General features: G+C 43.1%; 20 protein-coding genes and 1 tRNA gene. 15 read left to right on the top strand and 6 right to left on the bottom strand.

Annotated elements, in window-relative coordinates; translation table 11 throughout:
• Positions 1–118: 118 nt before the first annotated feature.
• Positions 119–201 (bottom strand) — tRNA-Leu (locus AC04MM_RS09420).
• A gap of 136 nt (positions 202–337) precedes the next feature.
• On the opposite strand from AC04MM_RS09420, the gene AC04MM_RS09415 reads away from it, so the two are divergent.
• Both AC04MM_RS09415 and queA read left to right on the top strand, forming a co-directional pair.
• On the top strand, positions 338–754 hold the full coding sequence (locus AC04MM_RS09415) for a hypothetical protein (protein ID WP_475380097.1): 417 nt from the start codon (positions 338–340) through the stop codon (positions 752–754).
• Positions 755–1,247: 493 nt separating this feature from the next.
• Positions 1,248–2,240, top strand: coding sequence for a tRNA preQ1(34) S-adenosylmethionine ribosyltransferase-isomerase QueA (gene queA / locus AC04MM_RS09410; RefSeq protein ID WP_475380096.1), 993 nt, complete (start codon positions 1,248–1,250; stop codon positions 2,238–2,240).
• 4 nt (positions 2,241–2,244) lie between these two features.
• On the opposite strand, the gene AC04MM_RS09405 is transcribed toward queA, so the two are convergent.
• Entirely contained in the window at positions 2,245–4,794 is a 2,550-nt protein-coding gene (locus AC04MM_RS09405; protein ID WP_475380095.1) for a hybrid sensor histidine kinase/response regulator, read from the bottom strand.
• 139 nt (positions 4,795–4,933) lie between these two features.
• Here AC04MM_RS09405 and AC04MM_RS09400 point away from each other — a divergent pair, with 139 nt between their 5' ends.
• Positions 4,934–5,335 carry an Hpt domain-containing protein gene (locus tag AC04MM_RS09400; protein WP_475380094.1) on the top strand — a complete coding sequence of 134 codons (402 nt, stop codon included), beginning with the start codon at positions 4,934–4,936 and terminating at the stop codon, positions 5,333–5,335.
• 8 nt (positions 5,336–5,343) lie between these two features.
• On the opposite strand, the gene AC04MM_RS09395 is transcribed toward AC04MM_RS09400, so the two are convergent.
• Entirely contained in the window at positions 5,344–6,039 is a 696-nt protein-coding gene (locus AC04MM_RS09395; protein ID WP_475380093.1) for a response regulator transcription factor, read from the bottom strand.
• 192 nt (positions 6,040–6,231) lie between these two features.
• On the opposite strand from AC04MM_RS09395, the gene AC04MM_RS09390 reads away from it, so the two are divergent.
• The 11 genes from AC04MM_RS09390 (at position 6,232) to AC04MM_RS09340 (ending at position 16,238) form a co-directional block, all read left to right on the top strand.
• Complete coding sequence (locus tag AC04MM_RS09390) at positions 6,232–6,612, top strand: hypothetical protein (protein WP_475380092.1); 381 nt, start codon at positions 6,232–6,234, stop codon at positions 6,610–6,612.
• 42 nt (positions 6,613–6,654) lie between these two features.
• Complete coding sequence (locus AC04MM_RS09385; protein WP_475380091.1) at positions 6,655–7,065, top strand: response regulator; 411 nt, start codon at positions 6,655–6,657, stop codon at positions 7,063–7,065.
• A gap of 19 nt (positions 7,066–7,084) precedes the next feature.
• The gene (locus tag AC04MM_RS09380) at positions 7,085–8,005 is read left to right on the top strand and encodes an SDR family oxidoreductase (protein ID WP_475380090.1); all 921 of its coding nucleotides are present in this window, start codon (positions 7,085–7,087) and stop codon (positions 8,003–8,005) included.
• 88 nt (positions 8,006–8,093) lie between these two features.
• A complete protein-coding gene (gene tgt / locus AC04MM_RS09375) occupies positions 8,094–9,227 on the top strand; it encodes a tRNA guanosine(34) transglycosylase Tgt (RefSeq protein ID WP_475380089.1) in 1,134 nt (377 codons plus the stop codon).
• Positions 9,228–9,310: 83 nt separating this feature from the next.
• A complete protein-coding gene (gene yajC, locus AC04MM_RS09370) occupies positions 9,311–9,679 on the top strand; it encodes a preprotein translocase subunit YajC (RefSeq protein WP_475380088.1) in 369 nt (122 codons plus the stop codon).
• Positions 9,680–9,747: 68 nt separating this feature from the next.
• Positions 9,748–11,439 carry a protein translocase subunit SecD gene (gene secD / locus AC04MM_RS09365; protein WP_475380087.1) on the top strand — a complete coding sequence of 564 codons (1,692 nt, stop codon included), beginning with the start codon at positions 9,748–9,750 and terminating at the stop codon, positions 11,437–11,439.
• Positions 11,440–11,457: 18 nt separating this feature from the next.
• Positions 11,458–12,405 (top strand): protein translocase subunit SecF, encoded by a 948-nt coding sequence (secF, locus tag AC04MM_RS09360; RefSeq protein WP_475380086.1) that lies wholly within the window; start codon positions 11,458–11,460, stop codon positions 12,403–12,405.
• Between the two features lie 25 nt (positions 12,406–12,430).
• Positions 12,431–14,143 carry a single-stranded-DNA-specific exonuclease RecJ gene (recJ, locus tag AC04MM_RS09355; RefSeq protein ID WP_475380085.1) on the top strand — a complete coding sequence of 571 codons (1,713 nt, stop codon included), beginning with the start codon at positions 12,431–12,433 and terminating at the stop codon, positions 14,141–14,143.
• An 18-nt stretch (positions 14,144–14,161) separates the two neighbouring features.
• Complete coding sequence (gene queC / locus AC04MM_RS09350; protein ID WP_475380084.1) at positions 14,162–14,857, top strand: 7-cyano-7-deazaguanine synthase QueC; 696 nt, start codon at positions 14,162–14,164, stop codon at positions 14,855–14,857.
• A gap of 17 nt (positions 14,858–14,874) precedes the next feature.
• The gene (locus AC04MM_RS09345) at positions 14,875–15,441 is read left to right on the top strand and encodes a DUF366 family protein (RefSeq protein ID WP_475380083.1); all 567 of its coding nucleotides are present in this window, start codon (positions 14,875–14,877) and stop codon (positions 15,439–15,441) included.
• The gene (locus tag AC04MM_RS09340; protein ID WP_475380082.1) at positions 15,438–16,238 is read left to right on the top strand and encodes a DUF547 domain-containing protein; all 801 of its coding nucleotides are present in this window, start codon (positions 15,438–15,440) and stop codon (positions 16,236–16,238) included. Before AC04MM_RS09345 ends, AC04MM_RS09340 begins: the two co-directional genes overlap by 4 nt.
• A gap of 4 nt (positions 16,239–16,242) precedes the next feature.
• On the opposite strand, the gene AC04MM_RS09335 is transcribed toward AC04MM_RS09340, so the two are convergent.
• Together AC04MM_RS09335 and AC04MM_RS09330 are read right to left on the bottom strand one after the other, a co-directional pair.
• Positions 16,243–16,584, bottom strand: a complete 342-nt coding sequence (locus AC04MM_RS09335) for a DMT family protein (RefSeq protein WP_475380081.1) — start codon at positions 16,582–16,584, stop codon at positions 16,243–16,245.
• Positions 16,581–18,218 carry a Na/Pi cotransporter family protein gene (locus AC04MM_RS09330; protein WP_475380080.1) on the bottom strand — a complete coding sequence of 546 codons (1,638 nt, stop codon included), beginning with the start codon at positions 18,216–18,218 and terminating at the stop codon, positions 16,581–16,583. Before AC04MM_RS09330 ends, AC04MM_RS09335 begins: the two co-directional genes overlap by 4 nt.
• A gap of 31 nt (positions 18,219–18,249) precedes the next feature.
• Here AC04MM_RS09330 and AC04MM_RS09325 point away from each other — a divergent pair, with 31 nt between their 5' ends.
• Positions 18,250–18,660, top strand: coding sequence for a (deoxy)nucleoside triphosphate pyrophosphohydrolase (locus tag AC04MM_RS09325; RefSeq protein ID WP_475380079.1), 411 nt, complete (start codon positions 18,250–18,252; stop codon positions 18,658–18,660).
• Here the strand turns inward: AC04MM_RS09325 and AC04MM_RS09320 are convergent.
• Positions 18,657–19,067, bottom strand: coding sequence for a thiol-disulfide oxidoreductase DCC family protein (locus AC04MM_RS09320; protein WP_475380078.1), 411 nt, complete (start codon positions 19,065–19,067; stop codon positions 18,657–18,659). The genes AC04MM_RS09325 and AC04MM_RS09320 overlap by 4 nt on opposite strands.
• Positions 19,068–19,078: the final 11 nt, after the last annotated feature.

Here is a 19,078-nt window from a genome sequence, read left to right as displayed (position 1 = left end):
ACTACTTGTTTTTAGTGACTTGCGCTGTGTGATAAACTGTTAAGTGAGAAGAGCCGCTAGTTGCCGTAATAACTTTTCTTTCCGGTCTCGTTGTTGTCTTTAGAATGCGTGAAACAATTGGTGCGCGAAGAGGGACTTGAACCCTCACGCTTGCGCATACGCCCCTCAAACGTACGTGTCTACCAATTCCACCATTCGCGCGCACTTTTTAAATTAAAGCAAAAGGTAATAGGGCGGTCAACGACATCGCACCTGTCTCATTATGCGAAAAATTAAAAATCCATAGAATATCTGACGGCCTCTCTGGCAGAATAGTTCTTTTTCGGGGGATTTTGCGATGTTTAAATTCTTAATTTTGATGTTAACGGTCGGTCTGTTATCGACAACTGTGAGTTTTGCTGAAGACGACCTTGATCCCGCCCTAAAAGATGTGCAAGATATGATGCGCTCAGAATCTAAACGTGCAGAACTTCTTAAAGATAACCCGAAAGCGCAGCAGGCCGATAGTTTTGCGCTGCAGGCGGTGGGTGGTGATCAGCGGTTAAAAGGGGAAGTTTATGATGTTTCTGCGGATATTATGGCCACCGTTAAACAGATGAGTGGCGGTGATACCGTTAAGATGAATCAGCTTTTGCAAAAAGCCTTACAAAACCCGGGTGAATTTTTAAAGTCGCTGCCACCGGAGCAGCAGGCAAAAATCCGCGGTATTGCAACCCAGGTTGAACAGAACAAAAAAAGCCCGGCTAAGCCCTAAGCGGCCGGCCCGCGCCCTTAAAAACTCCAGAATGTTTATAGCCAGATAGCCTAAACCATAAGCCTAGATTATGGTCGGGATTTGTATTTCTTTTGCTCTTTTTTTAACCCGCAAATACCCCAAAAACATCTAACCATTAAGAGCAAGGACGCTCCCGAAAGAACGACTAAGGGTGCATACAGCTAGGATGGCTGTTTCCGAAGTCGTCACACAAGTTGCCAAGGAAGGCGACGGGTAACAGAGCAGAGACGAACGAAGAAGGAGTTTCAAGTGAGTTTCGAATTAAGTGAAGTTTTAATTTTTTGCGGGTTCTACTCAAGCCTAGTGATCTATTCCCTCTGGGTCACGGTGGCAGAGAGAGTGCCGGTAAAGCAAAAAAATAATAGATGACATAAGTAAGAATAAGTTGGGTTTTGGTGGTTCCCTAACTTAATCTTCAGCGGAAAGCCTAAAAAGCTTTCCGCTTTTTTTTATTTGTGTTAGATCACAGTCTATGAAACTTTCCGATCTTAAGTATGATTTTCCCGAAGACCTGATTGCGACCAGCCCTTCGCGCCCGACGCGGGTGATGTTTGTCGATGCGCACGGTGAGCCTTCGGAAATCACTATGGCGGATTTAATCGAGAAAATCCCGGCCGGCGATGTGCTGGTATTAAACGACACCAAAGTGTTAAAACGCCGTGTGTTTGCCGGTGATCTGGAAATATTGTTTTTAGAAGAACTTCCAAACGGTACGCAAAAAGTTTTATTTCCCTCAAAAAAATATAAAGTCGGCGATGAGATTACTTTGCCTAATGGCGCGAAAATGAAGCTATTAGAAAAAGGGCTCCCGCAACTGGTCGAAGTAAGTCCAAGATTAACTGAAGCTGATTTTGAGCAGTTTGGCGAATTGCCGCTTCCGCCGTATATTCAGAAAGCCCGCGAAGAACGCCACAATGTTAAGGCCGACGAATCATGGTATCAGACCGCCTGGGCCGAAAAGCCAGGTAGTTTTGCCGCACCTACCGCAAGTTTGCATTTTTCTGATGGCGATTTAGCTGCGTTAAAAGCCAAAGGTGTAAAGGTAGAAAAAATCACCTTACACGTGGGCTTGGGCACCTTTTTGCCAGTTAAGGTTGAAAACCTAGACGATCATAAAATGCACGCTGAAGTTTACGACATTCCAGAGGCCGTGTGGGCGGTGATCAAGCAGGCAAAAGCAGCTGGTGGTAAAGTCTGGGCTCTGGGGACGACTGTAACCAGAACCCTGGAAACCGCAGCCCGCACCGAAAAATTATCCGGCGCTTCTGAGCTGCTGTTGCAAGAGGGAAGTCAGTTTTTGGTCGTCGACCGTTTAATGACTAACTTTCACCAGCCCGAATCAACACTGCTTGCACTGGTTTCGGGGTTTTCTTCACTGGCAAATGTCAAAAAAAATTATGCCTGGGCGATTGAACGAAGGTTTAAACTGTTCAGCTACGGCGATTTTTCGGTTTGGCTTAAGTAGGTATTTACCTGTAATTCATCGATACCGAGTGAATCGTATCAAATAAAAGTTTTTTCTTGATTGGTTTTGACAACAGCGTGACATCATCAAATGTTTTAGCGGTGCGAGCGGTGTAATCCAGTAAATCGGCGGTCACTAAGATCACCGGAATAGGTTTAATATTGCGCTGTTTTTCGTAGGCTCTGATTTTTTCAAGTAATTCAAAGCCGTCCATGTTAGGCATCCGCACGTCTAAAATCAGTAAATCCGGAAGCTTGCGTTCAAAAGATTTCCACGCACTTTCGCCATCGTAGTTATAACACACCTGCCATTCAGATTTTGCAAAGTAGGCTTTATATAATTCGATATTACCGTGATCATCATCGGCCACAATAATGGAAAGATTTTCTTTCGGAATGACTTCTTGCTGTTTTAGCGTTTCGATCTGATTGGCCGCTGCTTTAACGGCTGTCGATGGGGTCAGGTGTTTGCGTTGACGGCTGCGGCTGGAAAAACCGTTCATCGTGAGCAGTTCATAGGGTAAAAACGGCACATTGTTCATATAGTTGATCAGCATTGCCGAGGATGTGTTGGCGATATGTTTATTTGGGCCTAAGACAAACAGGTGGCGGCCAAAGGTCTTAGCCAGAATATCTAAATCCATTGTCGCGGTTTCCGGATCATGCACGATCCAGTAATTACGCTGAGGATCAGTCATCAGCAGGACTTTCGCAAAATCTTCATTGATAAAAACAATTTCTTCAATGTTTGAGTGAAACGCCAGAGAGGCAAAAGACTTCTGTAACAGCGGATCACGCGATAATAACACCGCTGTGTATTTAGTCGTGTCATGGGATTTATAGATTTCATACCAGTTTGTGCGTTCTGGACGTGAAAATTCTAATTCAACTGTAAACACTGAGCCCTGGTTTGGTGAAGAGTTCACCGAAATTTTACCCTGCATCTTTTTAACGATATCTTTTACGATAGATAAACCAAGGCCTACACCGCCTTCGGCATAGGTTTTAGAATTTTCGACCTGAAAGAAGGCATCAAAAACTTTATTGAGCTTATCTGAAGGTATGCCAATACCGCTGTCTTTGATCTCGAATTTGAGTTTTACTTTATTTGAGATTAAACTTTCCTGTGCCTGTACCGCCAAGATCACATGGCCCTGCAGAGTGTATTTTGAGGCATTACGTAACAGATTTAATAGGATCTGGCGTAAGCGGTTCGGGTCCGTGATCACACAGGCTGGCATTGATTTATCCAGGTGCAGATAGATATTTAAACCTTTATGTTTACAATCCTGTCCGGCCAGCTTAACCACATCGCCGAGAAACTGAGCCAGATAGATATTGCGCTCTTGAAAAGTCATTTCATTTTTTTCAGCCTGCGCCAGTTCGATCAAATCATCTAACATCGAAAGCAGATGTTCTCCTGAGGTGTGCATCGTTTTTAAATAGTTCTGTACGACTTTGTCGGTGTTGGCTTCGCTGCTTAAATCTATCATGCCAAGAATAAGATTTAATGGCGTTCTGATTTCGTGCGATATTTTACCGAAGAAATGGGCTTTGCTGTTTAAGGCCTGCTGCAGATCGTGCGCGGTTTTTTCTAAGTCTAAGGTCTTACTTACAATCAACCTGTTAGCCATGCGGTTTTGGTGGATTAAATGGTAAATCAAATACGAAATCACCAGGGTCAGAAGTATACCAAGTGCGGCGGCAGTGTTTTCCGGCGACATAAAATTGGTTTTAATAGGAGAGTATTTAAAATCAATAGATAGTCTTACGTTTGACTGCGGTAGCGAATTGGTAAAGTGAACGTTGAATAGATCCGGAGTCGGCTTGGGGATATATTTACTGATGGTTTTTGATCCGTCATCTTCGGTTTTGATAATCCACGATTTGGGGTTATTTTCGGTTTTAACGACTATACTTCCGGCTTCAGTAATCTGCGTCTGGTTAAAAAGGTTACTGAGTGGTGTGGTAAATAAAAAATAAATTTTACGGTGTATGCGTGAGCGCAATGCCACTGATAAGTACGGACGGTTATTGACTTCATAAACTAAAGTCGTCAGCAGGCCTGAGGTATTTTTTAACTCCTGAAACATGCCTTTAATCTCCGGCGTTTTCAGAAAATCAGATTTGGGTTCAGGCAAGCTTGAATCCGGTGTGTTTACGCGTAAAAGGGCGCGGTAGCTTTGATTTCCCTCTTCACGGATAATAGTCATGCGCTGAAACAGGGTGTGGCGCAGAACCAGATCCAGGTAAGGTTCGTCTTTAATAAAATTGGCCGGGCGTTCTTCCAGATTATTTTCGTAACTCTGGATCTTTAAAATACTGTTGGTTAACAACAGATCAATCTTGGTCAGCTCTTCACGGGCCGTCTGGGTAAAGACTGTTTTCTGGATAAAATCATCACGCTCTTTTAAGTGGGTGTAGATATAATAGCAAAATCCCAAGCCACAGATTAAAGTCAATACCGGAGCCCATAGAATAAATCTTTGGAACTGGTTGACATGGTGGCTTAGGTTCATGATGACACGGTTGTAAATTCGTCTTGAAGCTTTCATCTCATATTATAGTAGTTGAAGTAGTTTGATATTAATAATAATTTCATTTGAAGAAATCTTCAAATGACCTTCAAACGTCCTTTATTTGGACATGGTTTAGTCGGATTAAGACTGATATGCTGCATGTGCGAGGGGTATTATGCAATTTCAAGATATTTTGACGAAATTTAAAGCGGTAAAGGATTTCGACCCAAAAGGTTTAATCCAACTTAAAGAAGATACGGATGAGACCGTTGCGTTAAAAATTTTAGCCCGCTTTTTTATTACTCTTGAAGAATCATTGACCCATGTGGCCACAAGCCTTAACTCCGGTGAACTTGTTGAGGTCTCAAAAGGCTCACACAAAATTGCTGGCTCTGCAGATCTGGTAGGATTTAGCCGTTTCGCCCAGCGCTCGCGTAAAATTTCACGTGACGTCAAGGGAACCCCCGAAATGTCATCGGCGGATTTGCATCATGAAGTGGTCGATTATCTTAATGACGGCAAAAATATGCTCGGTCAGATGAAACAGAGTTTCCCTGACTATCGCAGTTATATTTAAAAATTAATTCAGGCTTTAACTTCGATTTTGTAGCCGGCACCAAGTACGGTTTCTACTTTGGCGGTGCTCGCCGCAATCTTTTTACGTAAGTGTGAGATATGCGCATCTACTGTCCGTTCGGTGATGTGTTTTGAAATCCCCCAGACATGATCAATAAGATAATCACGCGAGTAAACCTGACCCGGACGGGTCGAGAGAATTTTTAACAGTTTAAATTCAGACGGTGTTAAATCGATATTTTCTAATTTGTCAGCCGACTGAATTTGCACGCTCATCTTGTCCGAGTCGATCACCAGGTTTCCGAGCTTGATAAATTGGGTGTCTTTAGCCTGCGCCTGTGCGGTGCGAAGTCTGGCTTCGATGCGGGCTTTTAATTCGGCAGAATGGGGTGGTTTTACGATATAATCATCTGCTCCGACACCAAAGGCTGCCACTTTGCTCAGAATATCGTTGTCAGCGCTTAAGATAATGATCGGGATATTTTTAGCACTAAAGGCATCTTTAAATTGTGACAGCGCTTTAATGCCGTTACCATCAGGAAGTGATACGTCGAGCAAAATCAGATCAAAACTTTCACGGCCGTTTTGCACATATTTAAACGCGTCGCTTAAGGTCGGGGCAAAAGACAATGTATGGTCTTTTAATACCGAAGTAAGATAGATCACAAAATCCTGACTGTCTTCAATGCACAATATCTTTGCCATTAAACAATGCCCTTAGTTTTGCCCTGAGAACGATTATAATCCAAATAAACGATTATTTAGATCTTATCGTCGGTTTTATGCGCAATAATATCTAAAAAATACAGCGATTTTGCGTATTCTTCAAATCATTTTAATCTTAATCCCAAATTTACCCCACAGACTTAAGGTACGGCATAGATCAAGGAGGAAATTATGACCATTAACTTGCATTTCTCACACGTAGAGGTTCCTGATTACTTAAGATTTAACATCGAAGGTTATATTACGGAGATGTTTGGCGGGCTCGCACAAAAAAATAATTTATTTGTCGACCTGTACTGTAAAAAAGAAATCACCTCCAAAAATCACGGCGACAAGTTCAAATGTCACATAGAGGCGCATGCGCCGTGGCTACACCGAAAAGTTTATGTCATGTCGTCAGGAGATGAGTGCTGGGAAACGATCACCGCTGCAAGTCGAAAAATGAAACGTAGATTGTTCAGTCAAAAAAAGTCGGATCACCGAAAACGAGGGCGTACAGACTGGAGCTTAGCCGAGGGTGAATATGTCAATGAGCAGGAAGTAGCGATTTAAAACGTGCCACATCTTACAGCTCTTGTTGAAAGAGAGTGTGTTATGGTTTACAGGGTATTAATTATCGAAGACGATTTAGCTTACAAGCCACTTTGGGCGGATATCTTGCGCCGAAATTTAGGTGCAAATATTGCCGAAATTTGTTGGGCGGTCAGTGCCGAAGAGGCAAAAATCCAGTATGAAAAGTCAATTTCATCCGGCCAGTTCTTTGACTTCATTATCACAGACGTTTTCTTAGCGGGTTCAGACACGGGTCTGGACTTCATCGAAAATATTTTCGCCGATGATCAGGAAGCCCCTCCCATTATCCTGATCTCTTCGGTTGATAAAGAAGGAGTCGAAGATATCTTAGACACTGAATCGCGGCGCATTGAGGTTTTAACCAAACCGATTACTTCAAATCAGTTTAAAGAGGTCTTGCACCGAATTACAGAAGACCGAAAGGCGATGTAGCTTGAGTTCGTCGAAGAATATGACGCAGAAAGTGGTGTTGATCACCGGGTGTGCCACAGGGCTTGGAAAAGCGCTGGTGGAAACTCTTGCCAAAAATCCGCACTACAAAATCATAGCCACCGCGCGTGCCCACCGGCTTGATCACTTACGCGAAATGTTTCCCGAATCTGATTCGCTTTTAGTGCGTGAGCTTGATGTGACGAATGAATCCAATGTTTTGGCGTTAGTAAATGAAATTGCCAATCGCTGGGGGCGGATCGATATCCTGGTGAATAACGCAGGTATCTGTTACCGTTCTGTGGTTGAGCATATGGACCGTGAATCAGAAATGATTCAGCTTGAAACCAATTATTTAGGACCGATGTCTTTAATCCGCTCGGTGCTTCCGATAATGCGGGAGCAAATGAACGGGCACATTATTAATATTTCATCGGTCAGCGGTATGGTCTCGATGCCAACCATGGGCTCGTACTCGGCCTCTAAGCATGCGCTGGAAGGCGCGACTGAATCGCTGTGGTACGAAGCCAAGCCCTACGGTATTAAAGTTAGTTTGGTTGAGCCGGGATTTATTAATTCCGATTCTTTTAAGAATATTTTGCTTCCCAAAAAAGCAAAACTATCAGCAAAACTTAAAGGCCCGCATTCGGAGTACTATAATTCAATGTCGCCCTTCATCGAATCTTTGATGAAGTGGGCGTTTGCCACTCCAGAATCGATCGCGCATAAGGTGGAGAAGTTATTACAGAGAAAAAATCCCCCCCTTCGACTGCGGGTCACACTTGATGCTGTGGTGTTTTCGATTTTACGCAAATTCTTGCCGGAATTTATGTTTCATAAAGTGATGTTTATGCTGCTTCCGGGATCGCGCCTTTGGGGACACCGCAGTTATTTTGGTAATCGCGTGCGCGCCAAAAAGCTAAACACTTCAGCACATGCTTAAAAGGGGACAGCCGCTGTATGCGGCCAGGGCCTCTTTTGCCAGAATAAGCTGTATCCGAGTCAACTTTTAAGCTATACCCATTCATCTTATGAGCGAAAAGATGAAGTTAGGCGAATTCAAATTACATAAAAAATCAGGTCGTGCGCGCCGCGCGACTTACATGACCCATCATGGAAGTTTTGAAACGCCGACCTTTATGGCGGTCGGTACCAAAGCCACAGTTAAGGCGATGACACCTGAAGAGCTTAAAGACTGCGGCACGCAGGTTGTTCTGGGTAACACCTATCACTTACATCTTCGTCCGGGCGAAAAATTAGTTAAAAAAATGGGTGGCCTGCATAAGTTTATGAACTGGCACGGTCCGATCCTGACGGATTCGGGCGGGTTTCAGGTTTTCTCGCTATCGGGCTTACGTAAAATGTCTGAAGAAGGTGTTGAATTCCGTTCACACTTAGACGGTGCGAAACACTTTTTATCTCCTGAAAAATCCATGGAAATCCAGATGGATTTAGGTGCGGATATCATTATGGCCTTTGATGAATGTCTTGGTTATCCGGCCACTGACGAGCAGATCAAAAAATCGATGGATCTGACCTACCGCTGGTTAGTGCGTTCGCACAAAGCCATGCAGCGACCGGAGAGCCTGCTTTTTGGGATCGTGCAGGGAGGCCTATCGCTCGAGCACCGTAAGTACTCGCTAGAGCAAGTGACCAGTGTTGATCTTCCGGGATATGCTTTGGGCGGTTTTTCAATCGGCGAACCGATTCACCTCATGCACGAGTTATTGCCGCAAATCGCGCCGTTAATGCCTGAAAATAAGCCACGCTATTTAATGGGCGTGGGAACTCCACTTGATTTAATTATTTCGATTGATTCCGGCGTGGATATGTTTGACTGTGTTATGCCTACAAGAGTGGCAAGAAACGGGACTCTCTATACCTGGCAGGGTAAAGTCAGCATCAAACGCCAAGAATACAAAGAAGATCCGGGGCCATTAGATCCGGAATGTGACTGTTATACGTGCAAAAACTATTCAAGAGCGTACCTTCGCCATCTGTTTTTAAGTGGTGAAATTTTAGGATCTCGTCTTAATACAATTCATAATCTGCATTTTTATATGTCGGTGATGGCTAAAGCCCGCCAAGCCTTAGATGAAGGCAGATGGGAAGAGTACAGAGACTTCTGCCTAACGCGATTTATAAAATCTGATAAAAACGATTAAGGTATCTTGATCGTTTACGCGTTTAAGTGTTCAATTTTACTTTGAGTTTTTTAAAAAACTAAGAAAGTAAAAAGGAACCATATATGTTACTGAAATTATTAGTCATGAACCTTGGCGCATTCGCGCAAGAAGCAACAACTGCTGCGGCAACAACTACTGCACAACAACCTCCGGCTTGGATGCAATTTGTTCCAATGCTTGCTATCGTTGTTGTATTTTATTTTTTCTTGATCCGTCCTCAGGCTAAACGTCATAAAGAACAACAAAACTTTTTATCAAGTTTAAAAGTGGGTGACCAAGTTGTTACTCAATCCGGCTTGTTAGGTAAAATCACAGGCTTAAATGAACAAATTGCAAACCTTGAAATCGCTAACGGAGTGACGATCAAACTTCTTCGTTCGCAAATCACAATGTTGCAATCAGCATTACAAAAAGCTGAGCCGGCTAAGTAATCTTAAAATTTTAAAAACAATAACAAAGAGGGAAAGTCGTGTCGCAGACACGCAAAAGGACAGACAACATGGAAAATCTACGACTGAGAACATGGACAGCTGGTATTGCTTTAGTGTTAGCCGCGCTATTCATCGCTCCTAACTTTATCGACACCACAAAGTTTGCGTGGTGGCCGGCTAAAAAAATCAATTACGGCTTGGACATTCAAGGTGGTATCCACTTAGTGATGGGCGTTGATGTTGAAAGCGTACTTGTTACGACGGTTAACCGCCAAACGACGGTTCTGGCTGCTGACTTTGCTAAAGAGAACATTCCGGTAAAAGGTTTTAACACTGATAACGCAAAAAACGGTGGTTTAGACGTATTAGTTGACTCTGCCGACAACGCAAAACGTGTTGAAGCATTGATCAATAAAAACTACACGGGTGCTTTACAGGTTATTTCAACAACTGCAGAAAAAGTTGAGATCCGCTACTACGATGCCTACATGTTGGATCAAAAACAAAACACGATCCGCCAGGCGATTGAAACTATCCGTAACCGTATCGATGAGTTCGGCGTGGCCGAGCCGTCGATCACACAACAAGGTACTGACCGTATTTTGATCCAGTTACCTGGTCTTGCTGATGCCGAAAAAGCAAAACAGCTGATCAACACCACGGCTAAATTAGATTTCATGTTAGTGTCTTACGCCAAATCTCCGGATGAAATCCGTAAGATGATCGACGACGCTGAAAAAGCGGGTAATTACTCAATGGCGACTTTAAAGTACACCGAATACGTTAAGCGTATTAACGATGACTTAAAAGCGCAATTACCGCCTAATACCGTAGTTTATTTTGAAAAAGGTCAGAATGCCAAAACTATGGAAGCTGGCAGTACACCGTTTTTATTAGAAACAAACACTGATCTTGGCGGTGAATCTTTAGATAACGCCGGTGTTTCATTTGACCAATACGGTTCTCCGGAAGTGACCTTGCGCTTTAACCCATCGGGTGCTGGCAAATTTGCTGACTTAACCGAGAAAAACATCAACCGTCAAATGGCGGTCGTGTTAGATAAGGTTGTAAAAACTGCGCCAAACATCAATTCAAAAATCCCGAACGGACAAGCGGTTATCACGTTAGGCCGTTCCGGTGACCAACAGCAAATGATGGATGAAGCAAAGCTTATCTCTACAGCTTTACGTGCCGGTGCTTTACCTGCAACGTTAGAGCAATTAGAAGAACGCCGTGTTGGTCCTTCACTTGGGGCTGATGCTTTAAACAAAGCCCGCACTGGTGCCATCGTCGGTTCGTTATTAATTATGATCTTTATGATTGTGTACTATAAAGGCTTAGGTTTGATCGCAGCAGTAACGCTATTATTAAACGTTATTGCGGTGTTTGCGATTTTAGGTTCTTTAGGAGCAACTTTAACTTTACCGGGTATCGCCGGTATGGCGTTAACGGTAGGTTTTGCAGTCGATGCGAACGTGTTAATCCTTGAGCGTATTAAAGAAGAATTGGCTAAAGGGGCCGGCATTAAAGCGGCGATTCAGGATGGTTATGCACAGGCCATGTCAGCGATCATCGATTCAAACGTAACAACTTCTGCGACGGCGTTAGTGTTATTGTACTTCGGTACCGGTCCGGTAAGAGGTTTTGCGGTGACATTACTTGCGGGTATCGCAACAACTATTTTTGCAAACGTATTCGTTTCAAAAGTTGTGGTTGATAACTTGGTTCACCGTTTTAACATGAAAAAGATTTCGGTTTAATTTAAGGAAAATACGACAATGGGAAAAAACAACACACAAGAATCTTTTGGAAAATTTGATTTCGTAGGTAAAGTCGGCATTTTCGGCGGTATCTCGCTAATCTTAACAATCATTTCTTTGGCTTACATCGCAATCAAAGGCATTAACTACGGTATCGACTTTAAAGGCGGTACAGAGCTTCAGGTTAAATTTGCACAGACTGTAAATATCGACCAGGTTCGTTCTTCTTTAGAAGGCTTAAGCTTAGGTGAAGTCGGCGTGCAAGCTTTCGGTGAAGGCAATGAATTCATCATCCGTTTCCAGGGTGAAAAAGGCGCGACAGATAAAGAAACTAACGAAAAATTAAATGCATCAATTGCTTCGTTAAGAGATAAAATCAATACGACGTTTTCTGCGCAGGGCCCTGAAATCCGCCGTGTTGATACGGTTGGTCCACAGGTAGGTGCCGAGTTAAAACGTAACGGGTTTTTAGCGGTATTTTACTGTCTCCTAGTGATCTTTATTTACGTAGCATTACGCTTCGATTATAAATTCTCACCGGGCGCGGTGGTGTGTTTATTCCACGATGCGGTGATCACACTTGCGATCTTTATCGCAGTTGGTAAAGAAGTAAATATCCCGATCATGGCGGCGATCTTAACTCTTATCGGTTTTTCGCTGAACGATACGATCGTGGTGTTTGACCGTATCCGTGAAACTGAACATCTGTACCGTGACCGCGGTTTTAGATTTGTGATCAACAAATCGATCAACGACATGTTAGGCCGTACGATCATCACATCGGGTACAGTGTTTATTTCAGCATTATGTTTATTGATTTTTGCTGATGGCGTTGTGGCAGATATCGCGTTTGCCTTATCTGTCGGTATCGTATTTGGTGTTTATTCATCAATTTACGTCGCTGCTCCGTTTATCCTGATTATGGATAACATTTTTAAACCTTCTTCTGCGCCTGCAAAAGCTTAAGGCTTGCAGGTAAGGGAGCTGGACGATGGCTATCTGGAAAGATAAGAGTAAAAATATATCTGTATCAGATAGCCAAAAACCATACCCTGAGTTGATCGGGCGCCTGCTCACTTCTCGGGGCTATGATGAATCGCAGATTGATTCCATTTTAAATCCAAAATTGAGTTTACTAAAAGATCCGTTTCTATTGTTAGGTATGGATAAGGCTGTCGCACGTATCAAGCAAGCCTACATCAATAATGAAAAAATCTGCATTTATGCCGACTTTGACTTAGATGGAACATCGGGGCTTGGTATTTTAAAACAGGCTTTGGAAAACTTAGGCTTTAAAGATGTGAGTTATTATCAGCCAAAACGTTTAAGTGATGGTTACGGCTTTCACCCACACGCGGTTGAAGAACTAAAGACGATCGGTATTGATTTGATTATCACAGTCGATGTGGGCATTACATCGCACAAAGCTTTTGAGAAAGCTAATGAACTGAATATCGACGTGATCTTAACCGATCACCATTTACCAAGTGAAACTCTGCCAGACGCCTATTGTATCATTAACCCCAATCAAAAGGCCTGCACCAGCGGTCTTGGTTACTTGTGCGGCGCAGGGGTTGCGTTTTATCTGGCGCGCGCTTTAAAACGTGCTTTTACCGAAGACCCCAATTTGCCAAGTAACGAATGGGACTTAAAGGATTTATTGGATTTATTCTGTATCGGAACCTTAACCGATATGGTTCCGCTGGTGGATGATAACCGCGTCCTGGTTAAACACGGCATGGTGGTCTTACAGAACACCCAAAAAGTGGGCCTGCAGGCGTTAATGGAAGCCCTTGAGCTTACCGGTAGACCGCTTTCTTCACAGGATGTATCAATTAAATTCGCGCCAAAGCTTAATGCGCTGTCGCGCATGGAATCTGAAATATTACCGATTCATATTTACCTGGAAAAAAATCTTACCCAGGCCAGAAGTATGGTTGATCAGATTTTAAAAAACAACCAGACCCGTCAGGCGCTGCAATCTGATGCCGAGGGTAAGGCGTTGGCCCTTCTTAAAGACTGGTCGAAAGAAGATTTTATTTTCGTCGCAAGCGAAGAGTTTCACCGCGGAATTATCGGCCTGATTGCGACCAAATTATCGCAGGAGTTTAATAAACCGGCGTTTGTCGGCTCACAAAACTCTGAAGGCATGATCGTGGGTTCAGGACGGCTGCCTCCCGGGCATGAATCAAGTCTGGTCGATGCGTTAAGTTTTTCACAAAGTGCGCTGAACCGTTTTGGTGGTCACTCGGCTGCCGCCGGTTTTGAATTACATGCGACCAGCCAGCAGGAATTAGTAGCGAACTTAGAAAAGTTCTATCAGCAGTTAAAGCTTGATAAACGCGAAGTTGAAATCGATTTTGATGTGACCGCCAATCTATCCGAGGTAAATTCGCATTTTATGAAGTGGTATGATCATATCGGCCCGTATGGTGTCGGTTTTGCCACGCCGCTGTTTCGCTTTAATAAACTAAATTTAAATAAGTTGACGCAGTTAAAAGGCGGGCATCTGAAAGTACAATTTTGGGACGAAAAAAACTCTGTAGACGCGTTACTTTTTTCTCCAAGCTCGTCTCAACGTGAACTACTCGCAGCTGGCCAGATTTATGATATTCTTGGTGAAATTCAATGGAACTACTTCAGGAATAAACAAACTGTGCAAATTCTGATTAAAGATCTGAAGGTTTCAGAAAGTAGTACGTAAATGGTCAGATTTAAGCCAATGCCCAAGAAGGATCTAAAGTCTGTAGTTTGTCTTTCTGCAGGTTTGGATTCAACTGTAAACCTGTATGCGGCAAAGAAATTTACTAAGGTTGCGCAGGCCATTACTTTTAATTATGGCCAGCGTGCAGCGGTTAAAGAGATTGCTTGTGCTGAAAAAATTTGTAGCAAATTAGCGATCCCGCACAAGGTCATCGAACTTCCGTGGTTTAAAGATCTGGGTGATTCTTCACTTACCTCGGAGAGAAAAGAAATCCCGACGGGAAAAGATGTGGGTATTGATAATATTAAAAAATCAACCCAGACGGCTAAAGCAGTGTGGGTGCCAAACAGAAACGGAATCTTCTTAAATATCGCGGCAGGTTTTGCTGAAAGTCTCAATGCCAATTTAGTCATACCGGGTTTTAACCTGGAAGAGGCCACGACCTTTCCTGATAACAGCGAAGGGTTTATGAAGACCTTAGATGCGGCCTTTTCGTTCTCGACCGCAAATAAAGTGCATGTGCACTGTTATACGGTGTCGTTATCAAAAGCTGAAATTGTGCGGGCAGGCATGAGCTTAGATGTGCCGTTTGATATGATTTGGCCATGTTACTTTGCGCGCGATAAATGGTGCGGTGAATGTGAATCCTGCCAGCGTGCCAAGCGTGCTTTTAGTGTAAACCAGGTACCAGTTTCGAATCTTTTTGAAAGTTAAGCAGTTTAAGGAAGTAAATGAAAACTCTTTTTGTTACGACACCGACGAAGACTTTAAAAAAATACGATGGCTCCCAGTTGCGTCCGCTCTTTAGTTATGAATATTTTGGCCTTAAAGGCGATGCGATGTTATCGTGGGTTGCGCCTACGGATGTAACTCTTTCGCATATGGTGGATTTCGAAGACAAAATCGACGAAGCAAAAATATGTGGCGATAAGATGCTGCACTTTATGATCGAATTTTTTCCGGCAAATCTTTCGTTTGGCGTGATGGCGCAAAGACTGTTAGCTTCAATTATTAAAGATATGATCCAGGCGAAAGTGCCAACAGCTAAATTAACCCGTAAAGGTGATGATATCTATTTAGGTCAAGGTAAGCTTTCAATCTCGATTGCCAGTGTGTCGGCGGTATCGACGTTGGTGCACTTTGCCCTCAATATTACCAATAAGGGAACGCCGGTAAAAACGGCGTCGCTTGAAGATTTAAAAATTAAGCCAGAGACCTTTGCCAAAGACGTGTTAAAAGCTTTTGCTTGCGAATTTGAAGATGTGATCTGGGCCACGCAAAAGGTAAAGCCGCTATGAAGCAAATAATTGCGTTTTTATTAGTAGCTACTTTTGTCAGTTCGTCGTTTGCAGCCTTTGACCATAACTATGGTCTCTGGAAGCGTGTGATCGAGAAAAATGTTGATTATGATGCTGTACCAGCAAACGTTGATTATTTAGCGATTAAAAATAACCGCCTGGATTTTTCTGAAACCCTAAGGGAGTTAGTTGCCGTTACAAAGCCAGAGTACGAAGCGTTTAGCATTGATCAGCGTAAGGCCTATTTACTAAATCTGTACGGTGCTTTAGCGATTAAAGCCGTACTGGATCAGACAAAAGGTAAAAAACTTCCGAAGTCGATCAAAGACGGCAAAAAAGGCTTTACCGATATCTTTGATCAGAAGTTTTATAAACTGTTCGGCGAAAAACGAAGCCTTAATTACATCGAACAAGAGCTGGCCAAAGAGTTTCACAGTGATTTTAAATTTATGACTTCGTTTGCCTGCGCCGCCCGCGGATGCCCGCCGCCGGGATATTACACCGCCGATAATATGGCAAAAACACTGCTCAAGGTATCACGTGCTTTTTTAGCCTGGGATAAAAATATCAGTTATTCGATTTCAGAGGTCACTCTGTATGTCTGTGATTATTTTGAATCCCGTGAAAAACACATGAAAGATTCTAAAGAGTACACAGATTTAAAAAACTATTTAATCCGCGTTGCGCCGATTTCAGAGTTGTTAAAGGATAAGGCCATTAAAAACGAAAATGATTTAGACCTTGAGTTCACGAAAATGGACTGGACGCTGAATCATCCGCCAAATAGTAAAAAATAACGGTTTACTTAAAGACGAAGTAAACCGCACCGACCATACAAAGCCCGGCCCAGACGTAATCCCATTTAAAGCTTTGTTGCATATAAAAAGTTGAAAAAATAATAAATACTAAAATGGTGATCACTTCCTGAATGATTTTTAATTGTGGAAGTGTGTAATGTTCAAATCCCAAACGGTTTGCCGGCACCTGAAACAGATATTCAAAAAAGGCGATTCCCCAGCTGACTAAGATCACCATCCATAGGGCTGAATCTTTCATGGTTTTTAAGTGCCCGTACCAGGCCCAGGTCATAAAGATATTTGAAATCACCAATAGCAGGAGCGGATACAGGGCATTTAAACTCATGATAAATCTTCTTTTTGCTCGCGGTCTTTTTTAACACCTTTAACGGTGCTGTAGGCATGGTTGCAAAGAAGTGAAGCAATACGGCGGTACTCGCTTAATAAATCCAGGTGAATTGAACTGGTGTTGATCGAATCGCGCATGCCTTTGTTTAAGCGGGTGATATGATTTTCGCGTAATGCCAATTCGATTTTTGCAAGTTCGCGTTTTAACTGGATCGCCGATTCGCACATTGCGGGATTGTCGTAGGCGTTGATTCCCATCGACGCCACTTTGACCACCTGTGCGTGCATTTGTTTGATTTCGTTCCAGCCTTCGTCAGAAAAGTAGAGCTTTAACGCATGTTTTTTTATCGCCAGAGTCCTGATATTAATATCGATAGAATCTGCTGCGCGTTCAAGATCTGAAATGAACATGATCATATTCATCACATTCTGATTTACGACGGCCGCATTGTTGGCGGTGTTAAGTAAAAACATTTTTGTTTCGCGGTATAAAAAATCCACCTGGTTATCGCGGTCTTTAATTGACTGGATTAATACCGGATCTTCCTGTTCAAATAACACCACTGAATCTTTTAACATACTTAAGACGATGTCAGCAGTGCGCATAATCTCCCGTTGCGCGTAAGATATAGCTAAGGCCGAGTTTTCATAGTTGTTCATGGCTAAGTATTCGGTGCCGAATTCATCTTGCGCCGACTTAGGAAACATTTTCTGGATTATCTGTGAGCCTTTAGAAATGAACGGGTAGAAGATAATCGCAGAGCCGATATTAAAGAAAAAATGCGCATTGGCGATCAAGCGGGAAGTCGTTGACTGAAACTGGGCTACAAACTCAATAAAGTAAGCCGTCAGCGGGTAGAAGATAATTACGCTTAAGGCTTTGTAAAAAAAATGGGCCCAGGCCACTTGTTTACCGATGTAGTTACTGCTTGCGGCCATAAATAGCGCTGTTGACGTCGTGCCGATATTGGCGCCGTACACCCAGATGATCGCATCGTGGGTTGAAATAACGCCGGCCGAACATAGACTCATCGCAAGACCGATGGTGATGGCACTGCTGTGAACAAAGGCACAGAAAAACATCGCCGCAAAAAACGAATAGGCTGAGTTTTCTTTGATCGCTTTAAAAAATTCGGCAAGTAATTCTAACTGCGCAAAATAATGCGAGCTGATCGAGATCATTTTAAGCCCTAAAAACAACATGGCAAAACCCATGATCACGGTGCTTAGGTTTTTTAGCGATGGCTTTTGTGCCAGAAAAAATCCGGTAAAACCGAGCACGAACAGCGGCAGGGCGTATTGTGACAGATCAAACGAGATTAACTGAACGGTTAAGGTTGAACCGATGGCGGTTCCGATAATCACACCCATTACCTGCGGAAGCTGGATTACACGTGCCGAGCCAAGGCCTACTAACATGCTGGTTACAGCACCCGAGCTCTGCAAAATGGTGGTCAGGCCTACGCCGACACCGATCGATAGCACGTTTGATTTTGAAAGCTTGGTCATTAAAAGCGTAATTCTTTGCGCCATTAATTTTTCAAGTGAACCTGAAGCCATTGAGGCGCCGTAAAGAAAAAAGGCGATACCGGCTAAGAAAATTACAATGTGACTATTTTGCAGATCGATCATAGCATTTAATAATACAAGGATAATGGGCTTAATGGCAAATACAGATGTCTTACAAGTTGTGGCTTTAGCGCTTTTTCACCCGGTGAGAAAACGCTATCTAATTGTCAGACGTAACGCGAAACAAAACTCCGGTGCCGGACACTGGGAGTTTCCCGGTGGTAAGATTGAAGCCAATGAAAGCCACACACAGGCTTTGGTGCGCGAGATCTTAGAAGAGCTTGGTTTTACTATCCAAGAATCGGGCCTTAAGTATGTGCACAGCAACCAATACCAGTATCCACAGCGCCTGGTAGAAATTCATCTCTACCGCTATGAAAAGGCCATTGATCAGTTCTTGTTGGTCGATCACGATCAGCATGCCTGGGTCGATGAAAGCGAAATAGCCACCTTCGATCTGGCTCCGGCGGATATTCCATTTATCAAATATCTTTATAACAATTAATCTAAGAAATACCTGCGCTCTTCAGGTGTCGGAATGCGGCACATTTCATCTTTACCAAACAGGCGATAGCGGTATTTAGCGACAAGCCGGTACAGTGAATCCGAAATAAAACAAGGCAAGATATGTAACATAATGCTTGGCAGGTAATAAAGCCCACCCATATCTTGCAGTAAATAAGCAATAGCCTGTGTTTTACGATGAGTTACGCCGTCACGGAAATACACGACATAATCAAGACGAAGGTCTTGTGGTGTAAGATAGGTCTCAGCTGTGGGGCCCTGTAAGGGAGCAAAATAAATTTCTCCGACTTTAAATTTCGGTAATGCAAAATCGACTAAACCATTACAGAGGTGGCAAACGCCGTCGAAAAAAAGGATTCTTTTGCTGGTTTGTTGCATCTTTATCATGATACACTGTT

Source organism: Bdellovibrio sp. SBM16, assembly GCF_056175625.1.
The sequence above is the reverse complement of the archived record's forward strand: the minus strand, read 5'-3'. Positions and strand labels throughout refer to the sequence as shown.